The 13,061-nt window shown below is 40.0% G+C and carries 12 protein-coding genes; 7 read left to right on the top strand and 5 right to left on the bottom strand.

The window, feature by feature from the left end; translation table 11 throughout:
* Nucleotides 1-76: 76 nt before the first annotated feature.
* On the bottom strand, nt 77-538 hold the full coding sequence (gene asnC, locus PR800_RS12510) for a transcriptional regulator AsnC (protein ID WP_125893840.1): 462 nt from the start codon (nt 536-538) through the stop codon (nt 77-79).
* Between the two features lie 161 nt (nt 539-699).
* On the opposite strand from asnC, the gene asnA reads away from it, so the two are divergent.
* Nucleotides 700-1,692, top strand: coding sequence for an aspartate--ammonia ligase (gene asnA, locus PR800_RS12515; RefSeq protein WP_102140429.1), 993 nt, complete (start codon nt 700-702; stop codon nt 1,690-1,692).
* Here asnA and viaA read toward each other — a convergent pair whose 3' ends face one another.
* Both viaA and ravA read right to left on the bottom strand, forming a co-directional pair.
* A complete protein-coding gene (gene viaA, locus PR800_RS12520; protein ID WP_206276948.1) occupies nt 1,693-3,150 on the bottom strand; it encodes an ATPase RavA stimulator ViaA in 1,458 nt (485 codons plus the stop codon).
* A gap of 2 nt (nt 3,151-3,152) precedes the next feature.
* On the bottom strand, nt 3,153-4,670 hold the full coding sequence (gene ravA, locus PR800_RS12525; protein ID WP_102140431.1) for an ATPase RavA: 1,518 nt from the start codon (nt 4,668-4,670) through the stop codon (nt 3,153-3,155).
* A gap of 281 nt (nt 4,671-4,951) precedes the next feature.
* On the opposite strand from ravA, the gene rbsD reads away from it, so the two are divergent.
* The 6 genes from rbsD to rbsR all read left to right on the top strand — a co-directional run bounded on the left by rbsD (nt 4,952) and on the right by rbsR (nt 10,774).
* Nucleotides 4,952-5,371, top strand: coding sequence for a D-ribose pyranase (gene rbsD, locus PR800_RS12530; RefSeq protein WP_102140432.1), 420 nt, complete (start codon nt 4,952-4,954; stop codon nt 5,369-5,371).
* A gap of 7 nt (nt 5,372-5,378) precedes the next feature.
* Complete coding sequence (rbsA, locus tag PR800_RS12535; protein WP_102140433.1) at nt 5,379-6,893, top strand: ribose ABC transporter ATP-binding protein RbsA; 1,515 nt, start codon at nt 5,379-5,381, stop codon at nt 6,891-6,893.
* The gene (gene rbsC, locus PR800_RS12540) at nt 6,890-7,852 is read left to right on the top strand and encodes a ribose ABC transporter permease (protein WP_102140434.1); all 963 of its coding nucleotides are present in this window, start codon (nt 6,890-6,892) and stop codon (nt 7,850-7,852) included. The genes rbsA and rbsC overlap by 4 nt, the downstream gene beginning before the upstream one ends.
* Before the next feature lie 18 nt (nt 7,853-7,870).
* Nucleotides 7,871-8,761 carry a ribose ABC transporter substrate-binding protein RbsB gene (rbsB, locus tag PR800_RS12545; RefSeq protein ID WP_102140435.1) on the top strand — a complete coding sequence of 297 codons (891 nt, stop codon included), beginning with the start codon at nt 7,871-7,873 and terminating at the stop codon, nt 8,759-8,761.
* 78 nt (nt 8,762-8,839) lie between these two features.
* A complete protein-coding gene (gene rbsK / locus PR800_RS12550) occupies nt 8,840-9,769 on the top strand; it encodes a ribokinase (protein ID WP_206276950.1) in 930 nt (309 codons plus the stop codon).
* A gap of 3 nt (nt 9,770-9,772) precedes the next feature.
* The gene (rbsR, locus tag PR800_RS12555) at nt 9,773-10,774 is read left to right on the top strand and encodes a ribose operon transcriptional repressor RbsR (RefSeq protein ID WP_166268174.1); all 1,002 of its coding nucleotides are present in this window, start codon (nt 9,773-9,775) and stop codon (nt 10,772-10,774) included.
* Here the strand turns inward: rbsR and mdtD are convergent.
* Nucleotides 10,771-12,174 carry a multidrug transporter subunit MdtD gene (mdtD, locus tag PR800_RS12560; RefSeq protein ID WP_102140437.1) on the bottom strand — a complete coding sequence of 468 codons (1,404 nt, stop codon included), beginning with the start codon at nt 12,172-12,174 and terminating at the stop codon, nt 10,771-10,773. The genes rbsR and mdtD overlap by 4 nt on opposite strands.
* A gap of 48 nt (nt 12,175-12,222) precedes the next feature.
* Nucleotides 12,223-12,921: a FadR/GntR family transcriptional regulator gene (locus PR800_RS12565; protein ID WP_102140438.1), complete on the bottom strand. Its 699-nt coding sequence runs from the start codon at nt 12,919-12,921 to the stop codon at nt 12,223-12,225.
* Nucleotides 12,922-13,061 lie beyond the last annotated feature (140 nt).

Below are 13,061 nucleotides of genomic sequence, written 5' to 3' on the forward strand. Positions count from 1 at the left end.
CAATAATAGGTCGCTATTGTACGCTGTGAATGAGCTGGGATCTACCTGTGGATAATGTGGTTATATCATTTTTTTTCTACGGATTGATTGTTCGTAAGATCGGGTTTTGTAAGGAGATCAGTGTTTCTGTGGATTGTATCTCATCAATGGTCTGAATTTTGTTGATAAGTACGTCTTGTAAAGAATCAATAGAGCGGCACATCACTTTAATAAAAATGCTGTATTGCCCTGTTGTGTAGTACACCTCGACAACTTCTTCTAAGGCGTCTAATTTTTTTAGTGCGGTTGGGTAATCTTTTGCACTTTTTAAAATAATGCCAATAAAGCAACAAACATCGAAGCCTAATTGTTTTGGGTTTATATCAATACGTGTGCCTTTAATAATCCCTGCTTGCTTCATTTTTTCGACACGGACATGAATTGTCCCGGGGCTAACAGCAAATTTTTTAGCTAATTCAGCATACGGTGTACGTGCATTTCCCATTAATTCGTGAAGTATGTCACGATCGAGATTATCGATTTGATAATTTTCCGGCATTATTCCACCTCTATTTTAACGATTATTCATTTTTATACCTGTTTTTTTATTCAAAATAAACAATAAAGGCTTTTTTTAATGATGGATATTGAATTTATACCTCATTTTGTTGCTTAATCTATACATCAGCTAACACAGCTAACAAATTATGGGAATAAATTATGGACAAGTCATTTATCGAACATCAGCAACAAATTAGTTTTGTGAAATCGTATTTCTCACGTTTACTTGAAAAAGAATTAGGGTTGATTGAAGTTCAAGGGCCAATCCTAAGCCGTTTAGGGGATGGTACTCAAGACAACTTATCTGGCAGCGAAAAAGCCGTTCAAGTAAAAGTGAAATCAATTCCAGGTGCAACCTTTGAAGTGGTTCATTCTTTGGCTAAATGGAAACGTAAAACATTAGGTCGTTTCGGTTTTAGTGAAGGCCAAGGTCTATACACGCATATGAAAGCGTTGCGTCCTGACGAGGATCGCTTAACCCCAATCCATTCCGTCTATGTTGATCAGTGGGATTGGGAAAAAGTGATGGCAGATGAGGAACGTACACTTCCTTATCTGAAGCAGACAGTGGGTAAAATCTATAAGGCAATAAAAGAAACAGAAGCTGCCGTAAGTAAAGAATTTGGGTTGGCACCGTTCCTGCCAGACCAAATCCACTTTATTCACAGTGAAGAGTTGTTACAGCGCTACCCTGATTTAGATGCGAAAGGGCGTGAACGTGCAATCGCAAAAGAACTAGGCGCAGTATTCTTAATTGGTATCGGTGGTAAGCTATCTAGCGGTGAATCACATGATGTTCGCGCGCCTGACTACGACGACTGGACAACAAAAAATGAAGACGGTTTTTGTGGTTTGAACGGCGACATCATTGTGTGGAACCCTATTTTACAGGACGCATTTGAGCTCTCTTCAATGGGAATTCGTGTAAGCCCTGAGTGTTTGACTCGCCAATTAGGCTTAACCGGTGATGAAAAACGTATGGAATTAGAGTGGCACCAAGCGTTAGTAAAAGGTGAAATGCCACAAACTATCGGTGGTGGCATTGGCCAATCACGCTTAGTCATGCTACTTCTTCAACGCCAGCACATTGGCCAAGTACAATGCGGTGTTTGGGGTGCTGAAATGCAAGAATCTGTTGAAGGTATGCTGTAATTAGCGACTAAAGCGGCGTAACAGCCTGCTTTTTAACCCAGTATCAAAACGCCAAATATGGTCAAAGATTTTCATGATGCTGGGTTTCCCATAATTTGATACAGATACCGCATGGAAGCGGTATTTACCTTTCTTCTGCATAGTCTTAATTTTTTGAATCAATTCATCAGGTAAACGCTGAGCAACAAAATCAGAAATCACCACGGCATCTGCATCAATCCACTGTTTTGATTCCAATTTTACTGCGGTTTCTTGTAAACAAGCTGCCAAGTCAGTCCCACCTTTAAATGTTTGATGTAAAAAACGAATACATTGCTCTAGGCCATCAATAGAAAGTAAATCGTAATGCACAATTTCTGTGGAAAATAACATCACATGGCATGAGCGGTTATCTGCCAGCGCAATTTTCATTAATGCAAGGCAAAAGGCTTTGGCGCAGCGTTCATTTAAACCGCCCATCGAACCCGATGTATCAATACATACAACAAATGGCCCTCTTGGCTGCTCTTCATCATGGTGATGGGTAATAGGGCGCAGAACTTTTCTTTCTTGCCAGCTATCCCCTTGTAATCGGTAGGTTAGAAGCTGTTTTTCGAGTAATTTTCGATAAAATTCAAATTCAATATCTTCAAGGCCTAACATGGCGAGTTCTGCAGGTAATAACCGTAAAATATCATCACTTTGATTTAAACCGTTGACTTGCTCAGGTACTATTTCGGGTACCTTTTCCATGATTGTCATGGGCTCAAGAAAAACACTATCGTCAGGAATCGATTGAGCAGATTGGCTACGGCCTAATAATTGCGCTATTTTTTCTAATTCAGGCTGCTGACGTAAAAAATCACTGTATCGGCTTAATAATTGGTCATTATAAGCGGAAGTCATGTTTACACCTTTGGTTAAGTCCCATAGCCGGCCTGCAGCTCGCTCATTTTCGCCTAAGATATCCTCTAAATTGCCACTTAACGCTAATCGGCGTTGTAACTCCGCCAGCAATTGTTCTTTTTCTTGCTCTAACAGTTCTTTATGAAGAGTTGTCACTTGTAAAATTAAACTAACTCGCCATCTTTGAACAAATAATGACTGCCTTGCGCTGCGGTTTTCTATTTTTCCACTTTGTAGCTGATGTGCCTCACGATAAAACGGGGAATCCAGCTGCTGAAGTTTTGCTATAACCCCCGGTAATTGGTTAAAAAAGGCATCTGTCGAAATACCAAGGGATTGACGATAAAGTTCAAATTCTTCTGAAAGTTGTGCGGGAACAAGCGCATCTTGCATACGCTGTTTGAGATCCTTTTTCCAACCCGATAAATCTTTGAGTAAAGCTTTTTTTAATCGAGGGTGTTTTTCAAAAAACACCGCTAATTGAGGGGTTGCCAGTAAAGATATAATGATCTCTTCAATTAATTGGCCTTCATTAACCGAAAGCAACATTTCTAATGTGGCTAAACTCATCATCGTTATTCGGCCACTTTACCCGTGATTTGGTTACGTAATTGGTTTAGCTTTTCTGTGAGTTTCATGAAGCTTTGTTCAATATCTGCAAGCCAGTGCGGTTCAATAAATAAGTTGGGCTGTTGTTTTTCAAACTGATAACGCGCGGTTTGAATCTCTTCTTGAATTTTATCCAGCTTGTCTAGCCACTCTTGGTTATTTGTATTTGGCACTAGCGACGAAGCTTTATCTTGAATATATAAAGTAGATGATTGATGGCTTACATCTAATAACTGTATCTGATTTAAATTATTTACCTCAGCGGCAATTTCTTGTGCAAAGCCAATCCCATTTAGGTGGGCAGATAGTGTTGTTCCTTTATTTAAGAAGGTTATCAGGGATTTTTTATCGGTTGTTACAAAAGTGACTTTCATATTATGCAGTTGCAGTGGGCGATGTAAAAATAGAGTAATTCGACCGTCACCGATATTTTCGGGTAATACATAGGACGCTTTACGAGCAAACATCGCATTGTTTTTATTAACTTTAAATGCATCTTGGTTATTTTGGTCTTGGGTCGATGACATCCATTGCTGATAAGTTTGCTCTATTTCGCGGGTTAACTTTCGTTGTTGCCAGCCATCTTCTTGTAATAATGACTGCAATAGTTTCGGTAACGTATTCATCGACTGCATGTCATGCCAAAGGCAATCTTTTAATAACACAAGATCTAGAGGAGATACGCTATTGCGCCCATTAAAGAAAGCACTTGCTTGTAATAAATAAACTGCTTTTTTCCAACGCCTATCAGAAACATAAAGCTGCTTTTCTGTTGCATCTAATTGTTGGCGTAATTGGTAAATAAGTTCAAAACAGTGATCGGGTAGCGTAATTTTAGGAATTTCTTGTTGCCATTGTTGGTACTCTTCATCACTGATTTTTAAATGCTCTGGCATTTGAGATTCATTCAGCGATGATTTTCCGGTTAATAGCGCGCGAAAATTTTGTTTCTCTTGCACTTTATCCAACCAAATACGCACTAACATTCGGTCGAATAGGGCTTCAAGGCTATTATCTGCATCGGGTAATTCATTTGATGCCGTTACCAATAACCGCATAGGGATGGATTTTTCTTCATCACCATTACGGAATTTGCGCTCATTTACCGCTGTTAATAAGGTATTTAAAATGGCAGGGCCTGCTTTCCATATCTCATCTAAAAATACCACTTCAGCGTCAGGTAAATAACCTTTGGTTAATCGTTCATATCGTCCTTCATCTTTTAGTGCTTGTATTGAAAGAGGACCAAAGATCTCTTCAGGCGTTGAAAATCGCGTCATTAAGTATTCAAAAGCATTTGCATGGCGAAAAGCATATTTCATTCTTCGTGCAATTAAGCTTTTGGCAATACCTGGAGGGCCTAATAGAAATACGCTTTCACCGCTTAATGTGGCGAGTAAGCACAAACGAATAGCTTGTTGGCGTTCATATAAACCGCTTTCAAGGTAATTGCTTAATTGGGCTATTCGTTCAGCAAGCTGCATATTCATTCCTTTTATTAATAGAGGCGTTGATATCAAAACTATCAATTTCTTTTATTACATACTGCGACCTATTTTTCCATTTTTCTTTGATATGCCCCAAGAAATAAGAAAAAACGATTCAGCTATAAGTGATTCAATAAGTTATTGTTTTTTAGCTTTTCTAATAAGAACGAAACGTTTCGATATTGATCACAAATATTAACCATCAATATTGAGTTGTGACTTATCTTTACTATTATTACATGAGCGAAACGTTTCGCTTACTAGAATGGCGGTGAAAAATGAAAAAGGGTATTTTACTTAATGCCAACGTTACCTCGGTAATTGCAAAGTTAGGTCATACAGACCAAATAACGCTTGCTGATGCAGGTTTACCTATTTATCAAGGAACGGAGCGTATTGATTTAGCAATTACGCAAGGCTTACCCGATTTCATGTCAGTTTTAAGTGTCATCACCCAAGAGATGCAAGTCGAAAAAGCCATTCTAGCTGAGGAAATCAGTACCATTAACCCACAAATGGAAGCCGCTATTTTGGCTCACTTACAACAGTTAGAAGTTACTCAAAATAATACGATTGAAATTATTTATTGCAGCCATGAACGCTTTAAACAATTGACTCATGACAGTAAAGCGGTGATCCGCACCGGAGAATGTTCACCGTTCGCTAACATTATTCTTTGTTCTGGTGTGACTTTCTGAGGTGATTATGCAACCTTTATTAGAACTTATCGGGATCGATAAATCATTTCCAGGGGTAAAAGCCCTCAGTGGGGCGACATTAAATGTCTACCCAGGAAAAGTCATGGCGCTGGTGGGGGAAAATGGGGCAGGCAAATCAACCATGATGAAAGTGCTGACGGGTATTTATAAAAAAGATGCTGGTCAAATCCGCTATTTAGGTAAAGAAGTCGCATTTAATGGCCCTAAAAGCTCCCAAGAAGCAGGAATAGGGATTATCCACCAAGAACTCAATTTGATACCTGAATTAACTATTGCAGAGAATATTTTTCTAGGTCGAGAGTATGTGAATGCGTTTGGCAAGATTGACTGGAAAAAAATGTTCAGTGAGTCGGACAAACTGCTTAAACGGCTTAACCTTGATTATGATAGTCATCAAACTATTGCAGAGCTTTCTATTGGCGAACAACAAATGGTCGAAATCGCCAAAGTTCTGAGCTTTCAATCACAAGTGATTATCATGGATGAACCCACCGATGCACTAACCGACACGGAAACAGAGTCCCTATTTAGAGTTATCGAAGACTTAAAAGCTCAAGGCTGTGGCATTGTTTATATTTCCCATCGTTTAAAAGAAATTTTTGAAATTTGCGACGATGTGACCGTATTCCGCGATGGCCAGTTTATTGGTGAGAAACCCGTGAGTGAGTTAGAAGAAGAAAAACTCATTGAAATGATGGTTGGTCGTAAGCTTGAAGACCAGTACCCGAGGGTCGAGGTAGAAACCGGAAACATTAGGCTGCAGCTTGAAGGGGTATCTGGACCTGGTGTAACAAATGCCAATTTCACCCTGAAGAGTGGGGAAATTTTAGGTGTATCTGGCTTGATGGGCGCGGGGCGTACAGAGTTGATGAAAATCATCTACGGCGCGGCGACAAAAAAATCAGGCACGATAAAACTGGAAGGCAAAGCCGTAACACTGAAAACACCACAAGATGGCTTAAACAGTGGCATTGTTTATATTTCAGAAGACCGTAAACGAGATGGATTAGTATTAGGCATGTCAGTGAAAGAAAATATGTCATTGACAGCATTACGTTATTTCAGTCGTGCAGGGGGAAGCCTCAAGCATAGTGAAGAACAGCAAACCGTTAGCGATTTCATTCGGTTATTCAATATTAAAACCCCGTCTATGGACCAAATAATTGGCAACCTTTCAGGTGGAAACCAGCAAAAAGTGGCCATTGCGCGCGGTTTGATGACAAGACCAAAAGTACTGATCCTCGATGAGCCAACTCGTGGCGTAGACGTTGGTGCTAAAAAAGAAATCTATCAACTAATTAACCAATTTAAAAAAGAAGGGCTGAGTATCATTTTAGTTTCTTCAGAAATGCCTGAAGTAATAGGAATGAGTGACCGCATTTTGGTGATGCACGAAGGTCATATCAGCGGCGAATTTTCAGCCAAAGACGCGACTCAGGAAGCCTTAATGGCTGCCGCAGTGGGTAAAAATTATGGCTCAGTTCAGGAGTTATCAGTATGAGTTCAACTACCGCATCATCAAAACGCTGGTTCAGCAAAGCATGGCTGATGGAGCAAAAATCATTAATCGCACTCTTAGTTTTGATTGCCATCGTATCAACATTAAGCCCGAATTTTTTTACGGTTAATAACCTATTCAATATCTTACAACAAACCTCCGTCAACGCCATTATGGCCGTTGGGATGACGCTAGTTATCTTAACCTCGGGTATTGATCTCTCTGTTGGGTCCTTATTGGCCTTAACGGGCGCGGTTGCAGCTTCCATGGTCGGGGCGGAAGTTAATGCGCTAGTGGCTGTTGCGGGGGCATTAGCACTCGGTGCCGCGATCGGTGCATGCACCGGGGTGATTGTTGCAAAAGGAAAAGTCCAAGCTTTCATTGCGACTTTAGTCATGATGCTACTATTGCGTGGTGTGACACGAGTTTATACAGACGGTAGCCCTATCAATACAGGGTTTAGTGATAACGCAGACTTATTTGGCTGGTTTGGTATTGGCCGCCCATTTGGTATTCCTACCCCAGTCTGGTTAATGATTATCGTGTTTGCAGCTGCATGGTATATGTTGCACCATACTCGCCTTGGTCGTTACATCTACGCACTTGGTGGGAATGAAGCGGCTACCCGTCTTTCTGGTATTAATGTTGATCGCATTAAAATAGTGGTTTATGCCTTATGTGGAATGCTAGCAGCATTGGCGAGTGTCATTGAAGTTGCACGTTTATCATCAGCTCAGCCAATGGCAGGTAATGGTTATGAACTTGATGCTATCGCTGCGGTTGTACTTGGTGGTACCAGTCTTGCTGGTGGTAAGGGGCGTATAGTCGGAACATTGATTGGTGCGCTTATCCTTGGTTTTTTAAACAATGGATTAAACTTATTAGGTATTTCGTCAAACTACCAGATGATTGTTAAAGCTGTCGTCATCTTACTTGCTGTACTTGTTGATAATAAAAAGTAACCCTACAGGAAAATTATTATGAAACTGAACAAACTAGCAACGTTATTATCTGCAGTTGCACTGAGTGCAACTGTTAGTGTCAATGCGATGGCGAAAGATAGCATTGCACTCGTCATTTCTACATTGAATAACCCATTCTTTGTGACAATGAAAGATAGCGCACAAAAAGAAGCGGATAAATTGGGTTATGAACTGATTGTTTTAGATTCTCAAGACAACCCAGCCAAAGAGTTAGCAAACGTACAAGATTTAACCGTTCGCGGTACAAAATTAATGTTAATTAACCCAACGGATTCAGATGCGGTGGGCAACTCAATATTAATGGCTAATAAAGCCAATATACCTGTCATCACTTTAGATAGAGCGGCTAATAAAGGTGAAGTTGTCAGTCATGTGGCATCCGACAACCGTATGGGCGGGAAAATGGCTGCTGACTATATTGCACAAAAAACAGGCAATGAAGCTAAAGTGATTCAATTAGAAGGTATTTCAGGTACATCAGCAGCACGTGAGCGCGGTGAAGGTTTTAATACCGGAGCGAAAGAGCACAAATTCAATTTACTGGCGAGCCAACCCGCTGATTTCGATAGAACAAAAGGCTTGAACGTAATGCAAAACTTGTTAACGGCACACCCTGCTGTTCAAGCGGTATTTGCACAAAATGATGAAATGGCATTAGGTGCGTTAAGAGCTTTACAAACCGCAGGCCGTACTGATGTTCTGGTTGTTGGCTTTGATGGAACAAATGATGGTATTAAAGCCGTTGAAGGCGGAAAATTAGGTGCAACTATTGCACAGCGCCCAGACCAAATTGGGATTGTTGGTGTACAGATTGCAGATAAAGTCTTAAAAGGCGAGAAAGTGGATCCAACGGTTCCGGTTGAATTGGAATTAGTGGTTAAACAATAAGATAAAAACCGCCATGGCGCACTGTGGCGGTTTATTTAATTTGCGATCCATTGGGTCATAAAAAAGGAAATAAACGTTATGGGTATAGCTAAGCTGGTGGTTCTCGGTAGTATCAATGCGGATCATATATTAAATGTTAAGCATTTCCCTCAGCCGGGTGAAACTGTTAGAGGCGATCATTACCAAGTTGCATTTGGCGGGAAAGGTGCCAACCAAGCTGTTGCAGCAGGTCGCAGTGGTGCTGACATAACGTTTATTGCTTGTGTTGGTGATGATGATATTGGGGCGAGTATAAAAAAACAGTTATTTCTCGATAATATTAAAACCGAATGCATTGATGCCATTGAAGGTGAAACGACAGGTGTTGCTCTTATTTATGTGAACCAACAAGGGGAAAATACAATTGGTATCAATGCAGGTGCAAATGCGCGACTTACCAAAGAAAGATTAGCTCAATATCAGCAAAAAATTGTGGAAGCTGATGCGGTATTGATGCAACTGGAATCCCCTATTGAAACAGTACAAATGGCTGCTGAAATAGCGAAGAAAAACAATACGAAAGTCATTTTGAACCCTGCACCGGCTCAATCATTACCAGATTCATTATTATCACTAGTTGATATCATCACGCCAAATGAAACAGAAGCTGAACACCTAACAGGTATTGCTGTTAATGATAATCAAGGTGCTCAGGATGCGGCTGAAGCTTTACATCAAAAAGGTATCAGTAAAGTGATGATAACACTCGGCTCTCGAGGCGTTTGGTATAGTGAAAAAGGTAGTGAAGGCAAAATAATTTCTGCATTTCGCGTAAAAGCAGTGGATACTATTGCCGCAGGTGATACATTCAATGGGGCTTACGTTACAGCACTGCTTGAAGGTAAAGCTGACGAAGAAGCGATTATTTTTGCTCATGCAGCGGCGGCGATAGCTGTGACTCGCCCGGGAGCTCAACCCTCAGTTCCATGGCGTAAAGAAATTGACCAGTTTTTGACTCAACAGGATTAACTTGTGGCAACAATGAAAGATGTGGCACGCCTTGCAGGGGTGTCGACGTCCACCGTCTCTCACGTTATTAACCAAAATCGCTATGTCAGCGAGAGCATTACCATACGCGTTAAAAATGCGATTGAAGAGTTAAATTATGCACCTTCTGCTTTAGCGCGTAGTTTGAAGATGAATCGTACGAATACAATTGGGATGTTACTGACAACAAGTAATAACCCATTTTACGCAGAGGTAGTGCGGGGTGTAGAACGTAGTTGCTACGAACGTGGTTATAGTTTGATTTTGTGCAACACTGAAGGTGACCTTCAGCGAATGAATCATAGTTTAGAAACCTTGCTACAAAAACGTGTTGATGGGCTACTGATTATGTGCACAGAAGTACAGGGGCCATCAAAAAATGTTTTGGCTCGTTACCCTGCTGTGCCAACAGTTATGATGGATTGGTCACCTTTTGAGTCGGAAGGCGATATCATTCAAGATAACTCTTTTCTTGGTGGAGAAATAGCCACTCGTTACCTTATCGAAGCTGGTTTCTCTCGTATTGCATGTATTGCAGGGCCACAAGATAAATCACCAGCAAGAGCGCGTCATCAAGGTTTTATTCAAGCCATGACAGATGGCGGCATTAATATTTATGATGACTATATCATTTTCAGTGATTTTGAATTTGCTGGTGGGTTTGAGTCAATGAATAAATTGCTTAGCTTACCAACCCCTCCCGAGGCCATTTTTGCAGGTAATGATGCGATGGCGGTAGGCGCTTATCAAGCGATATACCAAAAGGGTTTGAAAGTGCCTGATGATATTTCAATCATTGGTTATGATGATATCGATCTTTCGCCTTATATGATCCCACCATTAACAACAATTCATCAGCCAAAAGATAAGTTAGGCCAACAGGCTGTTGACCAACTTATTTATCGTATGGATAACCCAGAGGCAAATGCGAGTGTTTTGGTTCTTACCCCTGAGTTAATTGAACGTCAATCGGTTAAAAAATATTAATTCTTCGCTTTTTTGGTTTTATTTTTTATTAAATTATCACCGTCTGTCTTACTTAATAATAAGAAGACAAAAGCCGAGATAAGCGTAATGACGCCAACGGTAATAAAGGTGTAATGGAAATTATCGACCGTATTGCTATTAGGTTGTCCACCATAGAAGTTTAAGATTGCAGCACTGACTGCGATACCGAAGCTTATCGATAGCTGCTGAGTCACAGCTAACATACTATTTCCCGCACTTGCATTATTGTCTGTTAAATCAGCCAGGCAAATAGTATTCATTGCGGTAAATTGTACAGACATCACCATTCCTAAAATAAATAAAGGTACAACTAACAGATAAATCGACATACTTGGTGATTGTAAGGAAAACTGTGCGATCATTAATCCTATAATAATGGTGATGACAAATAATGTATTACGGTAGCCATATTTAGTTAGGATCCGAGTAACCCCTGATTTAGCAGTGATTGAACCTATTGCTAGTGGTGCCATCATCATTCCCGCCACAACGGCTTCGTAGCCGAAACCTACTTGCAGCATTAATGGCATTAAAAATGGAATACTGCCTGTTCCTAAGCGTGTTGCGATATTACCGCTGATCCCAATAGAAAAAGTGCGAGTTTTAAATAAATTCAAGGGGATTATTGCATGCTTAGTACGTCTTGCATGGAAAATATAAACAAATAAGAAAAGAAAGCCGACTAAAACAATAGTGACTGGAATCGATGTTGAAAGAGACTTATCACTGAATAAATCTAGGCTGACAGATAGCATGACTAAACCAGAACCAAACAATAAGAACCCTAAAGTATCAAATTTACGTTTTGGCATTTTAAAGTCTGGCATATGTTTTAACGCATAAAAGATACCTAAAACACCAATAGGAATATTAATAATAAATATCCAATGCCAAGTTGCATAGGTGACTAATATACCACCTAACAGAGGTCCCAATATTGGGCCAACTAAACCAGGAATGGTGACAAAATTTAATATTGGTAGTAATTCACTTCGAGGGTAAGCCCTTATTAAGGCTAAACGAGCAACTGGCATCATCATTGCCCCACCAATACCTTGAATAACCCTAGAGGTCACTAAAAAGTTTAAAGAAGGCGAAAGGGCACAAAGTAATGAACCAAAAGAAAACAAGGAAACCGCTAAAATGAATATACGTCTTGTACCAAATCTATCTGCAAACCAGCCACTAACAGGGATCAATAGAGCAACAGTAAGCGTATAACTGACTACGGCGGATTGCATCGCAAGCGGCGAGTGATCAAGGCTTTTTGCAATATCGGGTAAAGCCGTATTCAAAATGGTGGCATCGAGCGCTTGCATGAAAAAGGCCATTGCTGCAATCCATGGAAGGCCTGACATATTTTTAGCTGTTTTGAACATCAGTTACCTATACAAGTAAATTAAAGCTTCAATTGGAGTATTGTTTTGTTAGTCTTGCTTTTGGGTAATTGTTAATAAGTTATAGCAAAGGTCGAGTGCTATTGTACTTTTACCATGAATAATTGCATTGGCAAGTTGTTGATGAATTTCGACCTCTATAACCTCATTATCAGTGATGACATCAAAGTAACGCTGATAAATAGAACGGAATAAATTAGCAAAAGAAATTAGGAAGGGATTGGCACAAGCTTTGTAAATAGTTAAATGGAAATGGTAATCAACTTTCACCCAATGCGCCCTGTCAAATTCTTTGGCGAGTAACTGCATTTCACTTGCTAATAATTGTAATGATTGTTTTTGTTCTTTTGTTGCATGTATAGCCGCAAGATAACAAGCTTGAGGTTCTATTGCGAGTCGAACCATTTTAAAGTGTTCCATCACGACCGATTGCTCTTCACTATTGGACCACCATGTTAAGAGATCTTGGTCTAAAAAATTCCAATTTGAGGGTGGCATAACACGGGTACCTATTTTGGGGCGTGCTAATACCATTCCTTTTGCCGCTAATATTTTTATTGCTTCTCTTATCGCTGTTCGACTTGCTTGGAATTGTTCTGATAATTCTAATTCGCTAGGTAAAGTGGAATCAGGTAAATAGGTGCTGGTTAAAATCAGCTGGCCAAGATTTTCTGCAATAATATAAGAACGATTTTTTTGTGAGGCGGTTTGTTGCTTACTTAATTCCATAATTCATCTCAAAGCATAATTCTTAGATACATATATTACGTGAGTAGGTGCGCAATTGCTGCTGAAATAGTCAATATATAGACCGAATTTAACTTATAAATACCTTTTTGGCTAAAAAAAACACGAACAAAATAAAAATT

The sequence above is a fragment of the Providencia sp. PROV205 genome (assembly GCF_028479505.1).
Taxonomy (GTDB): domain Bacteria; phylum Pseudomonadota; class Gammaproteobacteria; order Enterobacterales; family Enterobacteriaceae; genus Providencia; species Providencia huaxiensis.